Annotated in this window: 12 protein-coding genes and 1 pseudogene; 10 read left to right on the top strand and 3 right to left on the bottom strand. The window is 46.6% G+C overall.

Annotation, left to right across the window (positions count from 1 at the left end; genetic code table 11):
• The first annotated feature begins 104 nt into the window (after window positions 1–104).
• The 5 genes from arfA (at window position 105) to ABXR35_RS01720 (ending at window position 6,609) form a co-directional block, all read left to right on the top strand.
• Window positions 105–1,619 carry an arabinosylfuranosidase ArfA gene (arfA, locus tag ABXR35_RS01740; protein WP_367054585.1) on the top strand — a complete coding sequence of 505 codons (1,515 nt, stop codon included), beginning with the start codon at window positions 105–107 and terminating at the stop codon, window positions 1,617–1,619.
• 131 nt (window positions 1,620–1,750) lie between these two features.
• Window positions 1,751–3,118, top strand: coding sequence for an ABC transporter substrate-binding protein (locus ABXR35_RS01735; RefSeq protein WP_367054583.1), 1,368 nt, complete (start codon window positions 1,751–1,753; stop codon window positions 3,116–3,118).
• Window positions 3,119–3,364: 246 nt separating this feature from the next.
• A complete protein-coding gene (locus ABXR35_RS01730; RefSeq protein WP_436669311.1) occupies window positions 3,365–4,303 on the top strand; it encodes a carbohydrate ABC transporter permease in 939 nt (312 codons plus the stop codon).
• A gap of 54 nt (window positions 4,304–4,357) precedes the next feature.
• Complete coding sequence (locus tag ABXR35_RS01725) at window positions 4,358–5,200, top strand: carbohydrate ABC transporter permease (protein WP_367054580.1); 843 nt, start codon at window positions 4,358–4,360, stop codon at window positions 5,198–5,200.
• Window positions 5,197–6,609 carry an arabinan endo-1,5-alpha-L-arabinosidase gene (locus ABXR35_RS01720; RefSeq protein WP_367054578.1) on the top strand — a complete coding sequence of 471 codons (1,413 nt, stop codon included), beginning with the start codon at window positions 5,197–5,199 and terminating at the stop codon, window positions 6,607–6,609. Before ABXR35_RS01725 ends, ABXR35_RS01720 begins: the two co-directional genes overlap by 4 nt.
• A 155-nt stretch (window positions 6,610–6,764) precedes the next feature.
• Here ABXR35_RS01720 and ABXR35_RS01715 read toward each other — a convergent pair whose 3' ends face one another.
• Complete coding sequence (locus tag ABXR35_RS01715; RefSeq protein ID WP_367054575.1) at window positions 6,765–7,715, bottom strand: ArsR/SmtB family transcription factor; 951 nt, start codon at window positions 7,713–7,715, stop codon at window positions 6,765–6,767.
• Between the two features lie 180 nt (window positions 7,716–7,895).
• On the opposite strand from ABXR35_RS01715, the gene ABXR35_RS01710 reads away from it, so the two are divergent.
• The 3 genes from ABXR35_RS01710 to ABXR35_RS01700 all read left to right on the top strand — a co-directional run bounded on the left by ABXR35_RS01710 (window position 7,896) and on the right by ABXR35_RS01700 (window position 10,459).
• Window positions 7,896–9,383, top strand: a complete 1,488-nt coding sequence (locus ABXR35_RS01710) for an alpha-N-arabinofuranosidase (protein ID WP_367054573.1) — start codon at window positions 7,896–7,898, stop codon at window positions 9,381–9,383.
• Between the two features lie 61 nt (window positions 9,384–9,444).
• Entirely contained in the window at window positions 9,445–9,768 is a 324-nt protein-coding gene (locus ABXR35_RS01705; RefSeq protein ID WP_367054570.1) for a hypothetical protein, read from the top strand.
• 166 nt (window positions 9,769–9,934) lie between these two features.
• Window positions 9,935–10,459, top strand: coding sequence for a hypothetical protein (locus ABXR35_RS01700; protein ID WP_367054568.1), 525 nt, complete (start codon window positions 9,935–9,937; stop codon window positions 10,457–10,459).
• Window positions 10,460–10,661: 202 nt separating this feature from the next.
• Here the strand turns inward: ABXR35_RS01700 and ABXR35_RS01695 are convergent, their stop codons facing one another.
• Window positions 10,662–13,928 (bottom strand): S8 family serine peptidase, encoded by a 3,267-nt coding sequence (locus ABXR35_RS01695; protein ID WP_367054566.1) that lies wholly within the window; start codon window positions 13,926–13,928, stop codon window positions 10,662–10,664.
• Window positions 13,929–14,352: 424 nt separating this feature from the next.
• Complete coding sequence (locus ABXR35_RS01690; protein WP_367054563.1) at window positions 14,353–14,904, bottom strand: GbsR/MarR family transcriptional regulator; 552 nt, start codon at window positions 14,902–14,904, stop codon at window positions 14,353–14,355.
• A gap of 460 nt (window positions 14,905–15,364) precedes the next feature.
• Here ABXR35_RS01690 and ABXR35_RS01685 point away from each other — a divergent pair, with 460 nt between their 5' ends.
• Together ABXR35_RS01685 and ABXR35_RS24045 are read left to right on the top strand one after the other, a co-directional pair.
• A complete protein-coding gene (locus ABXR35_RS01685) occupies window positions 15,365–16,567 on the top strand; it encodes a quaternary amine ABC transporter ATP-binding protein (protein ID WP_367054560.1) in 1,203 nt (400 codons plus the stop codon).
• Window positions 16,560–18,416 (top strand): annotated as a pseudogene (locus ABXR35_RS24045) (glycine betaine ABC transporter substrate-binding protein). The gene ABXR35_RS01685 and the pseudogene ABXR35_RS24045 overlap by 8 nt, the downstream one beginning before the upstream one ends.
• Window positions 18,417–18,459: the final 43 nt, after the last annotated feature.

The following is an 18,459-nucleotide window of genomic DNA, read 5'->3' as shown; positions in this document are numbered from 1 at the left end:
TAAATGATTGTGTGATACATTCGGAATGTAAAAACTGTATTTCTACCACGCCTTGATCTTCAGTCATCCAGTATTGCATGAGGTTAAATGAAAGGATGAATAATATGTCACAATCCAGTATCAAAGCTAGAATGATTATTGACAAATCGTTTCGCATTGCCGAAGTCGACAAACGGATTTATGGCTCTTTTATTGAACATCTCGGTCGTGCAGTGTATGGAGGTATTTATGATCCTTCGCATCCACAGGCAGACGAGCATGGCTACCGTAATGATGTCAAACAAATGATCCGCGAGCTTCAAGTTCCGATCATTCGTTATCCGGGCGGCAATTTTGTATCCGGTTACAAATGGGAAGATGGCGTTGGACCAGTAGCAGATCGTCCAAAACGCATGGAGCTTGCATGGAGAACGATAGAACCGAATGAAGTAGGAACGAATGAATTTGCCAGATGGGCAAAGGATGTCGGTTCCGATGTCATGATGGCAGTCAATCTCGGAACACGCGGTATTGATGCAGCTCGCAACCTGCTTGAATATTGCAATCATCCCGGCGGTACATATTACAGCGACCTGCGTAAGCAGCATGGTTATTCCGATCCGCATAACATCAAAACATGGTGTCTAGGTAACGAAATGGACGGTCCTTGGCAAATCGGACACAAAAACGCGGAAGATTACGGCAAGCTTGCTCTGGAAACAGCCAAAGCAATGCGCCAAGTCGATTCTTCTATCGAACTGGTTGCCTGCGGCAGTTCCAATACCGGTATGGCGACATTCCCACAATGGGAAGCGACTACACTGGATTACACGTATGATGAAGTCGATTACATCTCCCTGCACCAATATTATGGCAATCATGACAATGATCCTGCCAACTATCTGGCTCGCTCAGTCGATATGGATCATTTCATTCACACCGTCATCTCTACCTGCGACTATATCAAAGCAAAAAAACGCAGCAAAAAAACGATGTATCTCAGCTTTGACGAATGGAATGTTTGGTATCACTCCAACGAAGCCGACAGCAAAATGGACCCGTGGAGCATTGCCCCGCCGCAGCTTGAAGACATTTATAATTTTGAAGATGCATTACTGGTCGGCAGTATGCTGCTTACCTTCCTCCGTCGTGCTGATCGCGTGAAAATGGCATGTTTGGCTCAGCTGGTCAACGTTATCGCACCGATCATGACCGAAACAGGCGGACGTTCATGGAGACAAACCATTTTCTACCCTTATATGCACGCTTCCGTGTATGGACGCGGCGTATCGCTCAAACCAGTTATCGATTCTCCTGCTTATGATGCTAAAGATTATACCGATGTCCCTTATCTGGATAGCGCAGTTGTACACGATGAAGAGAACGATTATCTGACTATCTTTGCCGTTAATCGTCATCTGACCGACGCACTGGATGTAACGATTGATGTACGCTCCTTCGAGGGCTATACCGTCGAAGAATATCTCGTGCTGGAAAATGACGATCTCAAAGCGGTCAATACAGCTGACGAGGAAAAAGTGAAACCGCATAACCGTGGTCAATCCACATTGGATGATGGCATCCTAACAGCGCGCCTACCGAAAGCATCTTGGAACGTGATTCGCTTGCGTAAAGCCTAATCCCTTCAGATGAATTATGTATGCGTTATCATTATCTTATTTTCCTAATCCTTCTTATTTAGTTGATTTATCCTATTGTACGGAATGATCCAACGCACGGCATGATTCACCCATTACAAGGAGGTCGTTTTATGTTTCGCAAAAAAAGCGCTTTTATCGTTCTGGCCTCACTACTGCTGTTCTCACTGGCACTCGCCGGTTGTGGCGGCAGCAGAGGCAGCTCCGATCCTAACCAGCTTACCTTTATGTTCCGCGGCGGTCCAGACGAGCAAAAAGCTTATACCGCTGTAGTCGAGCAATTCAAAAAGGATAACCCCGGCGTAAGCGTCAAAGTGATCCAAACGAACCCGGATCAATACGCTGCCAAGCTGCAAGCAGCGATCACAGGTAACAGCATCCCGGACGTGTTTTTCTACAATCCGGCAGACCTGAAAGCTTATGTGAACAACAATATTCTGCTTGATATTACAAAGTATATCGAAAACAAAGACAATGTTGATCTTGCGAACATGTGGCCAGATGGCGTAAATATGTATCGTTATGACGGCACCGAAGTTGGCAAAGGCGCAATCTATGGTCTGCCAAAAGATCTGGGTCCATTCGCTCTCGGCTACAACAAAGCGATGTTCAAAGCTGCCGGCATTCCGTTCCCAGACAAAGACAAGCCGTACACTTGGGATGAATTCATTAAAGTCAACCAGCAGCTGACCAAGGACACTGACGGCGACGGTAAATTGGATCAATTCGGTACAGGTCTGAATGCACAATGGACATTGCAACCATTTGTATGGAGCAATGGCGCAGACTGGCTGGATCAAACACATACAAAAGTAACGATCGATGATCCAAAATTCATTGAGGCACTGCAATTCTTCGCCGATATGCAAAATAAATACAAAATCACTCCAGCCATCGAGCAGGCGCAAACACTGGATACGTATCAACGCTGGATGAGAGGCGAATTGGCTTTCTTCCCAGTAGCACCTTGGGATTTGAGTACATTCAAGCGTGAGCTGAAATTTGACTATGACGTGATTCCATTCCCTGCTGGTTCGACTGGCAAAACCGCATCATGGGTTGGAAGTCTGGGCATCGGTGTTTCCAACAAAACGACCAAGCCTGAGCTGGCTGCTAAACTGGTAACCTACCTGTCTGCTTCCCCAGAAGGTCAAAAATCACTCGTAGACGCAGGCGTACAAATTCCGAATCTACAGGATATGGCAAAAGAATGGGCATCTAACACATCTGAGCCACCTGCAAACAAAGAAGAATACCTGCAAATCGTTAACGAATACGGCAGACCATTGCCAGGACAATACACTTACAATGCAGAATGGTATGACCTGTTCTTCACTGATCTGCAGCCTGTACTGGACGGCAAAATCACTGCCTCCGATTTTGTGAAGCAAGAACAGCCAAAAATGCAGGCACTGCTGGATCAAGCGGTTGCCGCAGAGAATAAAGCCAAAGAAGCCAAAGCAAAAGCAGCAAGTAAGTAATCGCTTGAACCGGTCATGCCGTGCGTGCGCAGCTTCCATCATGCAGGCATGACCGTCTTTTCCTTTCCATCATTTGAAGTGATACATCATCTGCAATCATGCTGTGTAAGGAGTGCACATGACGTTAGTTTTCGGCGAAACAAGGTACAATACCATATTTAGGTAAAGCGGAAAGCTAACCTCATTTGTATTCCGCTACGATGACTGGTAAGGAAATACTATTTCAGAATTGTAGGGGTGAACTTGATGAAAGCGACTTCTGATCTGTTTCAGGAAGGCAGCAAAACTCGTGTGATGAAAAAAGGCTCTAGTCTATACCGCAAAGAAAAAATTTACGGCTATTTATTTATCCTCCCGCCGGTCATTGGTTTCCTGCTGTTCACGCTATATCCGGCGCTCTATTCAATCTATGGTTCGTTTACAGACTGGAACGGATTGGGTCAGATGAACTTTATCGGTCTGGACAATTATAAAGTATTGTTTACCGACAACTTCTTCTACACCTCCATGTACAATACATTTTTCCTGATGATCGGGATTCCGATTGGACTGCTGCTCTCCCTGCTACTGGCGCTCGGTTTAAATCGTAAAATTCCGGGTACAACGGCTTTCCGCGTCATTTATTATGTACCGGTTATCTCCTCCCTCGCTGCTATCTCCATCCTGTGGCAATGGGCGTATAACGGTGACTACGGTCTGGTTAATCAATTCCTTGATCTGTTTGGCATTAAAGGACCGAACTGGCTTGCTAATACGTCTACCGTCAAACCGGCAATTATTCTGATGACCATCTGGAAAGGTCTTGGTTATTCTATGCTGCTGTATCTGGCAGCACTGCAAAGTGTATCGCGCTCTTATTATGAAGCTGCCGAGCTGGATGGTGCCAGCGGATTCAGCATGTTCCGCCATATCACATGGCCGATGGTGCGTCCGGTAACGTTCTTCCTCGTCGTAACGAACATCATCGGCGGATCGCAAATTTTTACCGAAATCAATATCATGACACCAACTGGCGGACCGGAATATTCCTCCGCTACAGTCGTATTCTATATCTGGCAAAAAGCATTTGAAAATCTGCAAATGGGCTATGCTTCCGCAATGGCAGTTGTGCTCGGATTGTTTATTTTCATCGTTACACTGGTTCAGTTCAAAATGAACGAAAGCTCCTCGTTTGATGTGGATTGATTGTAGGATGCATAGGAAGCATTATAAGCATGGATTGAGAAGGAGTGTGTACACATGGTATATAGCAAACAGCACAAAATAACCAATGCCATTATCTTTGTAGTGTTGTGTATCGGTGCAATCTTTATGATTCTGCCGCTGCTTTGGATGATCTCCACTTCCATGAAAGATCGCGAAGCCGTCTTCGCTCTGCCACCGCAGTGGATTCCAGAAACCTTCAATTTCGTCAAATATTCAGAAATTTGGACTGCTGGCCCGCTGATGAGCGGGATTATCAACAGCTTGATCGTTGCAGTCAGTGTCACGGTCATCGGTACGCTGACATCCAGTCTGGCAGCATTCTCGTTTGCCAAGCTGCGTTTTCCATACAAAAATCATATCTTCCTGATGCTGCTGTCCGCGATGATGATTCCATATCCAGCAGTCATGATCTCACAGTTCATCATGTTCTCCGAATGGACATGGGTAGATACCCTGCTGCCACTGATTGTACCGGGGCTGTTCGGTAATATCATTATGATCTTCTTCCTGCGTCAGTATTTGTACAGCATTCCGAATGCGATTATTGAAGCCGCCAAAATTGACGGTACTTCCTACTTCGGCATCTATGCACGTATTATCGTACCGCTGATCAAACCGGCGATTGCCGCTCAATTGATTTTGTGGTTTATGGGTATCTGGAATGACTATCTGCCGCCAATTCTGTATTTGAACTCGCCAGAAATTCAAACCTTGCAGCTCGTAATCGCTAACTTTAACGCTAGCTATGCCATTCAAAGTGACTATCCGCTGATTATGGCGGCATCTGTCGTATCATTGCTGCCGATTCTGATTATCTTCCTGATCTTCCAGCGTCAAATTATCGAATCCGTTGCCATTTCTGGAGTAAAAGGATGAGCATACTGTTTCCTACCGCTCCGCCGGCATACAAGCTGTATGATCAATCGATTCTGGATGATGAGTCACGCTGGAATATTAACAACGCTCATGATCCGGGCATCTTAAAAACCAAAGATGGATATTATATTTATTCGACCGATGTGCGAGTAGGCGGTGAATTGACACCCGGCGTGATGGTGCGCCGATCGCAGGATCTGGTTCACTGGGAATGGGTAGGCTATGCGCTGCCCGGTATCCCAGACATCGCTGCCGAATGGGCACAATCGGTCAATTTGTGGGCACCCGATGTCGTACAGGTTGGCGATAAATATCGGATGTACTACTCCGCCTCTACCTTTGGCAGTACTCGCTCAATGATTGGATTGATGGAAAGTGAATCACCGGAAGGACCGTGGATCGACCGCGGTTCTGTCATTCGTACGGAGCCGGGCGATGGTCCCAATGCGATTGATGCTCAGGTGCTACGCGACGCTAATGGTCAGCAGTGGATGGTATACGGTTCATTCTTCGGTGGCATTCATATTTTGCCGCTGGATGAGCAGACGGGTAAGCCTTCTGTACACGGATTCGGTACGCTGCTGGCAAGACGCGACAAAGAAACGGTCGATAGTGCGATTGAAGGACCGTATATCGTGTATCACCCACAATTCAAGCAGTATTATTTGTTCGTCTCGTATGATTCGCTATTCAAGGATTATAATGTACGCGTTGCTCGTGCAGATCGGATCGACGGGCCGTATGTCGATCAGCATGGACGGGTGATGACTGATTTAGATTACCGTCCACAACACGATATTGGACGTAAAATTCTGGGCGGTTATCGGTTTAGCAAGGGCGAAGGCTGGATTGCACCGGGGCATAACTCCGTATTATGCGATGGAGAGGATTATTACATCGTGCATCATGCGCGCGGTGAACAAGACAAAAGCTGGCCGTATCTGCATATCCGTAAAATGCTTTGGACGGAAGATGGTTGGCCCGTCGTTTCGCCGGAGCGGTATGCTGGTGAACAGGAACAGGATTTTGATGCGACGGCATTAGCGGGAAGCTGGGAGTGGATCACTTTTGATCCGCAGCAATCCGATCTGGCGCAATCCGTTCCTTTTACTCTGCATGGCGACGGAACTGTCTCCGCTGGAGTAAGACAAGGCACATGGATTCTGGACAACGCACGGACGCTAGTGCTGGAATGGAATCATCCGCAAACTGCTGATATAGACGGACAGTCCGGCTTTGTACCAATCGGGCATACGCTGTTGAAGCTGCTGCCCTCTTGGGATTGGGAACGAGAGTGCACAACCATAACGGGTACGGGATACGATGATGTTGGCTATGCCGTCTGGGCGAAGCAATTGCAGCATGGTCCGACCGATCCACCGCCGGAACCTGCCGGAAACGAAGCATAAATATACACAAAGGGGCTGAACGGAATTCGTTCGCCCCTCTTGTCTTATCTTCAGTAGCTGGTATGGATACTTTAGAGCTATAACTATATACCGCCATCTCGCGAAACATGCCGATTATGGCGGTATTTATCTTGCTTGTGATTATGCTATGATGGTTATGGCTGAGGTTGCTCTTCCGCTTGCTGCAAGGATGGACGGACGATTTTGTCGTAATACAGTCGGAAGACAATATCCTGATTGTAGTTACCAAAGCCGCGTCCAAACAGCGTCAATCCACCGACATGTTCGGACGTCGTCTCCACCGCAATACGCAGGCTCCACTGACGATCACGTACATTTACTTGATCCAGATCAACCTCGGAGATTTTGATGCCGTCCATATAGGTGCCTTCGCGCGTGACTTGCAGATGCTTGAGCAGACCATATTGGTTCACAATATCCGGCCACCAAGGCGGATTGTACTTGCCTCGTTTGTCGCCATAATCGCCGGGACTGGTCCATGTGCCTAGCTTAACTTCATTCAGATAGAAGGTGATATCCGACGGAAAACGATTATCGGTAAGCGGTGCTTCCGAAGAGATTTCCAATGAAATGAGTAGCTCCAGCGGATTCTCGGTCGATAGCAGGAAATTCGGGATTTTGTACTCGATAAAGCCTTCGCTAAACCACAGAATTTTCGCTTGAAAGCGCTCTGCATCAAAGAAATAACGAGTATCATCCACCTGACCGATAAAGTTGTCAGTTGAAGCCAGCCCGCAAGTAGGCTCCACTTGAAGATCGGTATAATGTCCAATCGAGATTTCGCTTTCGTGGTACTGGCGCAGATGCTCCACTTTGTTGGGGAAAATGATATTCGCTTCCTCCACCTGAAGCATACACACTTTTTGCACGCCGCCTTTACCGGGCTGCATATTCGTTGAAATGATTGCCGCTTTTTCCAGCTTTTTTACGTGCATGGATACGATGGCGCTGGTTAATCCCACCGCTTCCGCCAATTCGCGGATATTCATCGGTCGTTCGGCAAGCAGTTGAATGATTTTGTGACGTACATTGCTGGCAAGGGCTTCATACACAGGCAATGATTTTTCCGAAATGTCCAGATTCATACGCAAGCTCCTCCGTTGGCAAATGTGTAACATTTATATTTATCTTATCACTATATCCTTATGTTAATAAAAATACAAACGTTTCTCGTAAAAATTCTCTAATCTTATATGTAATTGCTATTCTGTTCCTTTCCATCGCTGTGTAATCAACGCTCTATCCACTAAAGGAGGATTATTCCAATGGTTAATATGAATGTGAACACAAATGAAACAAAGGGCATTATTAGTCGTTATATTCATGGTCAATTTGCCGAGCATCTGGGACGCTGTATTTATGAAGGATTGTGGGTTGGTACAGAGTCCCCTATTCCTAATACAGACGGTATTCGCAATGATGTTTTGGAAGCGCTTAAAAAATTACATATTCCGGTGCTTCGCTGGCCGGGTGGTTGCTTTGCCGATGAATATCACTGGAAAGATGGCGTTGGCCCACTGGAAGAACGCGCACGCATGGTCAACAGCCACTGGGGCGGCGTGGAGGAAAATAACCATTTCGGTACGCATGAATTCCTGCGTCTGTGTGAATTGCTGGATACCGAGCCGTACATTAGCGGCAATGTAGGCAGCGGTACTGTACACGAAATGCAGCAATGGGTCGAATATATGACCCAAGACGGTACATCACCAATGGCAGACTGGCGCCGTCGCAATGGGCGTGACGAGCCATGGAAGATCACCTACTTTGGCGTTGGGAACGAGAACTGGGGCTGTGGTGGCAATATGCGTCCTGAATATTACGCCGATCTATACCGCCATTACTCCACCTATGTACGCAACTACGGCGACAATCAAGTGTATAAAATCGCCTGTGGTCCTAACGTCGACGATTACAAATGGACAGAAGTGCTGATGCGCGAAGCCGCTCACCTAATGGATGGTCTGAGCCTCCACCATTATACAATACCAAGCGGTGAATTTTTCCCAGTCAAAGGAGAAGCCGTAGGATTCAGTGAAACCGAATGGTTCCGCACCCTGAAAAATACACTGTTCATGGAAGAATTGATCATTAAACACTCCAAAATTATGGATAAATATGATCCTGATAAACGAGTCGGTCTGATCATCGACGAATGGGGAATCTGGACGGATGTGGAACCCGGCACCAATCCGGGATTCCTGTATCAGCAAAATACAATTCGCGACGCTCTAGTTGCTGGCGTTAATCTCAATCTGTTCTACAAATACGCTGATCGTGTCAAAATGGCGAATATTGCTCAAATGGTCAATGTACTGCAATCGATGGTGCTGACCGAAGGCGACCGTATGCTGCTCACGCCGACGTACCATGTATTCGATCTGTATCAAGTGCATCAGGACAGCGAACGATTGGATCTGCAATTGGATAGCCCAGCATACGAATATGGCGCCCAATCCATTCCTAAAATCAGCGCTGCCGCTTCCCGTGATGCACAAGGTCATATTCATATCACCGTCTGCAATCTGAGCCATAACGAATCCGAATCGTTCCAATGTAAGCTGGATGGTGACGGGTCGTACACAGCCACTGCACAAATCATTGCTGGCGATGCACTTGATGCTCACAATACCTTTGACCAGCCAGATCGCGTTGCCCCACAACCATTGGAAGTTGCGCTATCTGCAGACGGCGTATTGAGCTTTGAACTGCCCGCAGCTTCGGTAGCAGCGATTACTCTTTCCCAGTCTTGATCCGTATGATTCGATTTCTTCTTTTCACGGAATCTGTCATTTAGAGGAGATGTGTCGAGTAATGAATCCATATCCTGCTCCCTCCCACCATGATCCAATCCGGCGTGCTTCCTCATCGTCTAACGATGCAGGCTGTAAAGGCTGTAACCGCAGCCCACAGCTGTCTCAGGAAAAGATCGATCAGTTGGTATCTATCGCCATGCGTGGCAAGCAAGAGCATGAACTGGCGAATGCTGCGCTACAGCAGCAACGCTTTGCTACCTGCATGAACTGCCCTTCACTGCAATTCGGTACCACCTGTAAACATTGCGGATGTCTGGTGCATATTCGCACTCGACTGGTCGATAGCCGCTGCCCTTCGCCATATGGTGCACAATGGATGTAACTATACTATGGGTCAGAATCGCTGAACAAAAAGCGACTCTGACCCATATTCTCCATAATGGCGAGCATCCACAAGCCGTGTGGTGTATAATCGTTTCATTAGCAACACTTATTAATCACGCGCCCGGCAAGCACTAACCGACTTGCCGATAGTATGGAGGGTATTCATGTCACCACATCAACTAGAACAATTATACAAAGAACATACATTGCAGGAAGATACACTGATCGATATTGTGCATCAATGCTCAGTCGTACCGCTGCTATACGATGAAGGCGGTCAACTGAAGCTGGAAGATTTCCACGAACAGCTGGAGCAACCACTGCAAGGCGAAATCGCACAAGCGGCAGATGCACTGTATGCAGTCGTTATCGAAGCATTTGCATTGCATCAGTCACCGGAAGAGTATGAGCGTTTGCAGGATGCCGTCAGCCTGCAGGAAGATTTGTTTATGACCGGTGTATTATCGCTATCCGACTGGGTGAATTGGCTGCAACAGGCTGCCCAAGGAACACAACCGTTACCGGACGTTGATTTCCACAGTCTGTTTGAAGATTTGCCAGAGGGCTATATGGTGCAGGATTTTCATGACGATCTAACCTTCATTTTACAGCAGCCAGAGCATGATAAATATGCCGAAGCGGTAAACCAGCAACGACTATTGTATAGCCAGCTCGGCGTGAAGTCGTAGTTTCACTCATACGCTAGCCCTTTGATGGAGTGCATATCATCTTTGATTGCGTACGATTTCAGTTCGCTTTTATAAGTAAAGCAAGGACAAAGAAAAGACCCTTCAGGGACAGGCAATCTGCTATCCAGCAGTGCCTGGTATCCTGAAGGGTCTTTGTCATTCAATCTTATACTTTGATCATTTGCTTATTGCGATTGTTTGATTATTTTTGTTTGTTGATTTTCACCAGTGCATTTACTGTCTTTTTCACAGTCGGATCGGACGCGGAGGTGATTTGAATTTGCAGACGAGCGATACGATAGTCGGTATACGGATATTTGATCAGTGTACCTTTATTGTCTACGTATTTCACATCGCTGCTCGATACAACAGTATAGGTCAAACGGTTATCCTGCGGCAGATTCAGTACTGGCTGACCCAATACGTTGTTGCCATCCAGAATGTAGTTGAACGCTCTAGCTGCAGTATTCACACGATCTTTCTCGGTAGCATCAATGCGGTAAGAAGCATACGCGCGTTTGATCGAGCTTTGATTCACAGTACCATTGGCATCCATATTGTAAGCAACCAGTTCCAGCTTGTATACGCCTTTGCCTAGAACTTTATAAACTGGCTTGCCTGCTGCGTCTTGACCGATATAGACGTTATCAACATTGCTGAATTGATAATGTCCTGGTGCAAACACAGGGTATCCTTGTTCTGTTGGTGTCTGTGTCGCTTGTGCCAGTGTACCTACATATTCATCTTCCAAGTTGTAAGCGTACAGTTCCAGTACATTGGTGTCACTGGTCAACAGGCGGAAACCTACATCTGTCGAGTCCTGTTTGCCATTCAGCGTAATTTTCGGTTCGCTGACAGTTACTTCTTGCAGACCCAGTCCGCTGTCTGGATCATCTTTGCCGACATGAGCCACGAATGGCAGATGCAGGGTTGGATATCCACTTGCTGTCAGTACCACTTCGCCTTCGTATGGACCTTCTGCCGCAGCAGCGGACGCTTGTACCGACAATGCGAATTGCGATGCTTGACCAGCAGCAGCTGTTACGGAACCATCTGCATTCACGCCTTTCAGCGTAGCTGTGATGTTACTTACATCCGGTGTAGCTGTTGGTGCATACGGATCGGATGTTACATCGGCGTGCAGCTTCACGCTTGCTTTGTACGTAACGGACGAACCGGACGTATTTTTCAGTTGCAATGTTTTATCTACTGCGTTGCCGCCCGCTGTAATGACGCCAAAAGCTGCGGAAGGGTTATAGTTGGTCACTTTGGTTTTGTTCCAGTTTTTATCCAAAATCGTAATATCTTCTACCGTTTGCAGAACAGCTGGTGTATACACAGCAGAGCCGACATTGGCACGGCCTGCACCTTGGGAATACACATCATACGGTGTACCATCTGGATCGGACAGATTATCCGCGGTATTAGCGAGTGCTGCACGGATATCAAATGGCGACCAGTTTGGATGCTCCTGCTTCAACAGCACTGCCATACCGGCTACGTGCGGAGAAGCCATACTTGTACCATTTTCACGCTCATACGCTTCGCTATAGGATGCGTCTTTGATGTATTTCCCATAAGCCGGAATCGACGAACGGATACCTACACCCGGTGCAGATACATCCGGTTTAATACCGAGCAGTCCATCTTGGTTCGGACCACGGGAACTGAAGTCTGCCATATAGTCGCCCGGCACTTCGGTTTTCGGATAACTGCTGCCAAAGGTAAAGGATACTTCACCATCGTTATTCAGCGCTTTGCGTGCCAGTGCACGTCCTTCTTTACCTGCCAGATCGAAGGTTGGTACATAATCGAATCCTTCACCGATAAAGGCAGTGGAACCAATATGACCGTCACGACCGGAGATACTTTCCGACAGATCAGCTTCGTTGGCATTGCTTGCTTTAGCGTTACCGTTGAAAATGATGATCGCTTTCGCGCCATATTTATGTGCATTCGTCATTTTGTCCACGAATGGCAGATTACCGCGCGATACGAGTACCACTTTGCCTTTTACATCCTTGCCTTCATAGTCGGCATCTGCACCCAGACCAACAAAGACACCATCCAGTGCTTTTGTGCCGAGAATAGAAGCAAAGTCCTCTTGAGCAACATGCCAGCCCATAACGTTCAGACCATAGCTTTGCTCATCATCATATACATTCTGGCTGACGGTTGGACCGTTGCCATCCAAATAGTTCACATTGGAGCCTGCGGAAGCAGCTGCTGGTTTATCACCATAGACAGAAGCCGTTACTGTTGCTGTGTACAGGGAATACGGTGTGGACGATGCGCCAACCGAGATCGCAAGCTGTGCACTTGCTGGTGAACCCATCGAATAGTAGTAATATCCAGCCGCAGCCGCATTACCATTCGCTACAACTGCCGTTACACCACTCAGTACAGCATTGTTGATCGCTACGGAATCCGGGGAATTCACATTTTTCTCCGAATCGGAACCAAGCGACAGGTTGATCACGTCCATGCCGTCTTTGACTGCATGCTCGATCCCATCGATTACCTGTGCCGAAGAACCGGAAGCGCGGTTTGTTTCCGGGTTACGAGACAATACACGGTAAGCATACAGATCGGCTCCGTACGCTACGCCTTTTTGTACGATATCACTTGTTTTATTGGCAGCGCGACCGACAATGGTACCCGATACATGTGTACCGTGCGATGTGCCGGTGAAGCCAGTGCCATATGGATCTTCTTCAACAGACAGCGGACGATCTTCATATGGATCTTTGTCCTTGTCTACGGAATCATAGCCGCCTTTGTAGGCATCCTTCAGATCCGGGTGATAATAATCGACGCCAGTATCAATGACACCGACTTTCACACCTTTACCAGTCAATCCTTTTGCCCACGCGGTCTGCGCACCGATAAGGGACAATGGAGAGGCATCATATGTAGCTTGAGTTGCCGTCAGCGATGGAGGGTCTTGTACAGGAATCGTGTAGTAGGTGCTGTTTTCATAAATGGATTTGACTCCATCCAATTCAGCCAGCTGTGGAATCTGATTGGCAGGAATCGTAATCTCAATTCCGTTCAGTACCGTATTATAGCGATAATTGACATGCAGATTGATGCCTTTGGCAAGCGCACGACTGATCAGATCGGTTTGCTGTTTGTTGACCGTGCTTTCCGTCGATTCAGCAGCAAGCGACTGCAAGCCAAGCTGTGAAGCATATTCACCTACAGCAGCTGGCTGTGTTGTCAGCTGTACGATAACGCGAGTGTTGGCTTTGCTGCCGGTATTGATATTTGGAGAGATTACATGCTCTTCACTGCTGCTATTCAGACCAATAAGATGGTCTGGCAATGTCTTCTGCTCCAGTATGTATGGCGATTCGGCAGTTCCTAGATCAGTGGCGTATGCGGCTCCCGGTGTCCAGATCGTTCCGGCAGCGAGCAATGCCGCCATAGATACAGTGGACAACCTGCGTAAAACATGGAATTTCGTCAAATTACGTCCCTCATTTCTTCGATTGTAATATGATATTCGCTGTACAGCATACCCCTGTACGACTTCAAAAGAATGTTATGTTAGCTTTATTGACCTCCTTCTTCAAAATTCACTTCATATTAGGAAGATTTTGTTACGTAGAACTATATTATCATCTGAATTGACCACTGGCTAGATATTTTATCCATGAATAGATATTTTTTGCGTTACTTATAATCTGCAAGTAATATTTTATTAATCCGCCCAAAAAAATCCGCCTAAACACCCTTTTTATCAAGCTTTTTCGTTCTAATGACACAATCAAGACATAACAAAAAAGCATTCAGCATTCTGCATGTTTATAAATGCAGCTGCTAAATGCTAGATATATAGATCCCTTTGAATGATGCTGTCTTGCGCGTCATGCCTGCTTACATTTGCAGTTCTACTCTTCGCGCGGAACAAGATCAAAGATCGTTCCTTCCTCCATCACATCGATCAAACGATCCAGCCAGAGGTAGTATTTGATCGATTCTTGCATTTTCTTCTTATCCTCTAGTAGTACATCGCGTACGGTCACTTCGTCCAATTCCGTAATCAATCGGTCGATCTCACGTACAGATTTGCGTAGAATCAGCAAATTACTCTCGACCGCCTTCCGCCATTTGATTACGAAGAAGTCGGTAAACGTCTGATACCAATCATATTCCACTTCATATAAGTCTTTACGCGAGCCTTTTTCCCATACTTTGTTGACCATATGCAGATCCAGCAAATTCCGTACACCGGTACTCATGCTCGTTTTGCTCATCGCCATCTCGCGTCCCATTTCATCCAGTGTCATAGGACGATCGGCGAAGAAAAGCAAGCCATATAGATGACCTGTCGAATGCGAAATCCCGTACAGATCCATATTGCGACCGATGACCTCGATCACTCGCTTTCGCAACTTTTGTATAGTTTCCAGCTGATTTTCATTTAATTGGTCCAAGCTCATGCTTGCACACCCCATTCTATATATACAGTTTATACGAAACGATCTGAAATAAATGAACATCCATCATTTTAAAAAAATTCTCTCAAAAAGTAAAGTAGAGTATTTGGGAGCATTCTCTAGCATACTACAGCATTAACCTTGTAAATATCGTACAGTTTTTTCTGTACAAACTTATTATACGGATTTTACGGTTGATTTGCAAAATCAGATTTGCTACAATTAATTCCGTTGTGTTGCAAATCGTGAAAATCATATCACTGCTATGAAAAATATTCTTGTTTTCATTTACGTCAAAATGGTTAAGTAGATTACTGTTGAATAAGCGAGCGAACAAGCAAAATCTACTTGTCAATCTCTAGCCGGACGTTTTGACGCTTCGCAGGTGATATATAAACTTCGGCTAACTCGTGCAATGTGCATGACTATTCTTTTCCTACTATATATAAGGGGTGACGATGTAATGTCTATTCTGGAAATTAAAAATGTCAGCAAACTGTTTGGCCCACATGCAGAACAGGGTGCAAAACTGTTGGATCAAGGCTGGACTAAAGAAAAAATGGCGAAAGAAAAGCAGACCACCGTCGGCGTTAACCGTGTCAACATGGAGATCAACGAAGGCGAAATCTTCGTTATCATGGGTCTGTCCGGTAGTGGTAAATCCACACTGGTGCGTATGTTCAACCGTCTGATCGAGCCAACATCCGGCGAGATTCTGGTACATGGTAAAGACTTGCGCAAAATGAACAAAGAACAACTGCGTACCGTACGTCGGAAAACGATCAGTATGGTGTTCCAAAAATTCGCACTGTTCCCACACCGTACGGTACTGGACAACGTCGAATACGGTCTAGAAATTCAAAAAGTACCAAAAGCACAGCGCCGCGAAAAAGCTCTGACTTCGCTGGAACTTGTTGGACTCAAAGGTTGGGGCGAGAAAATGCCGGATGAGCTGAGTGGTGGTATGCAGCAACGTGTCGGTCTGGCACGTGCACTTGCAAATGATCCTGAAGTGCTGCTGATGGACGAAGCCTTCAGCGCACTTGACCCACTGATCCGTCGCGATATGCAGGATGAGCTGCTAGAACTGCAAGAAAAAATGAAAAAAACGATCATCTTCATTACACATGATCTGGATGAAGCACTGCGTATCGGTGACCGCATCGCTCTGATGAAAGACGGCGCTGTCGTACAAATCGGTACACCGGAAGAAATTATGATCCAACCGGCAAACTCCTATGTAGAACGCTTCGTAGAAGATGTCGATCTGTCCAAAGTATTGACTGCGGCACATGTGATGCGCAGACCGGAAACGATCACACTGGATCGCGGACCTCGTGTTGCACTGGAACTGATGCGCGAACGCGGGATTTCCAATCTGTTCGTCATCGACCGCTCCAAAAAAATGCTTGGTATTATTACAGCCGAAGATGCAGCTACTGCTGTTCGTCAACAGCAGAAGCTTGAAGATATTCTCATTAAAGATGTTCCGTATGTAGAGCCTGAGCGCATGCTGAATGATCTGTTTGAAATGGTAAGTACAGCTAAACTGCCAGTTGCCGTCGTGGATGAAAGAGAACGCCTGACAGGTGTCATCGTACGCGGCGCACTGCTGGGCGCATTGGCTGGAGAAGTTCAGAACGAGGAGGTTGCTTTAAATGCCTAAGATTCCTATTGCAAACTGGATTGATGTGATTGTGGAATGGCTCAGCATTCACTGGGCTTCGCTGTTCCGCGGCATTTCCAATATTATTACGTACGTGGTGGATATTTTCACTTGGTTGTTCATGCTGCCGCATCCGTTTCTATTCGTTATTATTGTGGCACTGCTTGGTTACATCGCAGGACGATGGACGATGGCGATCTTTTCCGCGCTGGGCTTCCTGCTGATCTATAACCTCGGTTATTGGACAGAAACGATGAATACACTCGGTCTGGTCGTTACATCGGCTCTGATCTCGATTATCATCGGTGTACCACTTGGTATCTGGTGTGCATCAAGTAAAATTGCTGCACGTATCATTACTCCGGTATTGGACTTTATGCAGACGATGCCTGCATTTGTATACTTGCTGCCAGCCGTTACATTCTTCAGCCTTGGTGTCGTACCGGGCGTTGTGGCATCGGTAATCTTTGCTCTGCCACCAACGATTCGTCTGACTCACCTTGGTATTACTCAAGTATCCGAAGAACTGGTGGAAGCAGCCGATGCGTTTGGCTCCACTGGTGGACAAAAACTGTTTAAAGTACAGCTGCCACTCGCTTTGCCATCCGTTATGGCAGGTATCAACCAAACCATCATGCTGTCACTGTCCATGGTCGTTATCGCATCCATGATCGGTGCACAAGGTATCGGTGCGGTTGTCTATCGTGCAGTTGGTCAGCTTAAAATCGGTGAAGGGTTTGAAGCCGGTTTGGCTGTCGTTGTACTGGCGATTGTACTCGATCGTCTGTCCCAAAGCTTCTTTAATGGTAAACGCAGAAAAGCGGCTTAATTCAGCCGCTTTCCCTTTTGCCTACCTATGTTACCACTATAAAATATAAGGTTTAGACTATTTTCAGATAAGGAGCGACATGAACTTATGAGAAAACATAGAAGTTGGATTCTGGTTGGCTGTATCATGCTGATCATGATCATTTCCGCATGTAATCCGAACCGTCAGCCGTTTCCGAGCTTTCCAAATAGCGGCGCTGCTGCCGATACCTCTGCCCCTGTAGGCGAGCAAGTAAACCATCAGATTATCGGTATTGATGCAGGTGCCGGTATTATGAAAGCTACACACAAAGCCATTGAAGACTATGGTTTGAGCGACTGGACACTGGTGGAAGGTTCCAGTGCCGCGATGACTGCTACACTTGCAAAAGCAATTCGCGATCAACAGCCTGTCATTATTACAGGTTGGACACCACACTGGATGTTCAGCAAGTACGATCTGAAATATCTGGATGATCCAAAAAAATCATACGGTGATGCAGAAGAAATTCATACCCTTGCCCGTAAAGGTCTCAAACAGGACGAGCCAAACGCTTATCAATTCTTGGATCGTTTCTCTTGGACATCGGATGAAATGGGTGAAATCATGGTTGCCATTCAAGATGGCGCTGATCCAGCAGAAGCTGCCAAAGACTGGGCAGACAAACATGCAGACAAAGTCAACGAATGGACAAAAGGCTTGAACAAAGTGAACGGCAATTCGCTCACACTGAGCTATGTAGCGTGGGATTCTGAGATTGCTAGCACCAACCTTGCCAAATACATTCTGGAAAACAAACTGGGCTATAAAGTCACTGCTTTGCAAGTGGAAGCCGGTCCTATGTTTACCGGTGTAGCCAATGGCGATGCAGATGCAACGTTGGCAGCATGGTTGCCACTGACTCACGCCGACTATTGGGCAAAATACAAAGCCAAACTTGACGATCTCGGACCAAGCATGACCGGTGTCAAAGTCGGACTGGTCGTTCCATCGTATATGAATGTAAACTCTATCGAAGATCTGGTTGACCAACAGCAATAATTGCGACTCGGCATCCTCTCTATCAGTTGTAACTGATTACTGA

Source organism: Paenibacillus sp. JQZ6Y-1, assembly GCF_040719145.1.
In the GTDB taxonomy this organism is placed as follows: Bacteria; Bacillota; Bacilli; order Paenibacillales; family Paenibacillaceae; genus Saccharibacillus; species Saccharibacillus kandeliae.
This window is presented reverse-complemented; position numbering and strand designations above follow the sequence as displayed.

Excerpts from the sequence above, each read along its gene's own strand:
- arfA (WP_367054585.1), top strand. The coding sequence starts at position 105 with ATGTCACAATCCAGTATCAAAGCTAGAATGATTATTGACAAATCGTTT.
- ABXR35_RS01735 (WP_367054583.1), top strand. The coding sequence starts at position 1,751 with ATGTTTCGCAAAAAAAGCGCTTTTATCGTTCTGGCCTCACTACTGCTG.
- ABXR35_RS01730 (WP_436669311.1), top strand. The coding sequence starts at position 3,365 with ATGAAAGCGACTTCTGATCTGTTTCAGGAAGGCAGCAAAACTCGTGTG.
- ABXR35_RS01725 (WP_367054580.1), top strand. The coding sequence starts at position 4,358 with ATGGTATATAGCAAACAGCACAAAATAACCAATGCCATTATCTTTGTA.
- ABXR35_RS01720 (WP_367054578.1), top strand. The coding sequence starts at position 5,197 with ATGAGCATACTGTTTCCTACCGCTCCGCCGGCATACAAGCTGTATGAT.
- ABXR35_RS01715 (WP_367054575.1), bottom strand. The coding sequence starts at position 7,715 with ATGAATCTGGACATTTCGGAAAAATCATTGCCTGTGTATGAAGCCCTT.
- ABXR35_RS01710 (WP_367054573.1), top strand. The coding sequence starts at position 7,896 with ATGGTTAATATGAATGTGAACACAAATGAAACAAAGGGCATTATTAGT.
- ABXR35_RS01705 (WP_367054570.1), top strand. The coding sequence starts at position 9,445 with ATGAATCCATATCCTGCTCCCTCCCACCATGATCCAATCCGGCGTGCT.
- ABXR35_RS01700 (WP_367054568.1), top strand. The coding sequence starts at position 9,935 with ATGTCACCACATCAACTAGAACAATTATACAAAGAACATACATTGCAG.
- ABXR35_RS01690 (WP_367054563.1), bottom strand. The coding sequence starts at position 14,904 with ATGAGCTTGGACCAATTAAATGAAAATCAGCTGGAAACTATACAAAAG.
- ABXR35_RS01685 (WP_367054560.1), top strand. The coding sequence starts at position 15,365 with ATGTCTATTCTGGAAATTAAAAATGTCAGCAAACTGTTTGGCCCACAT.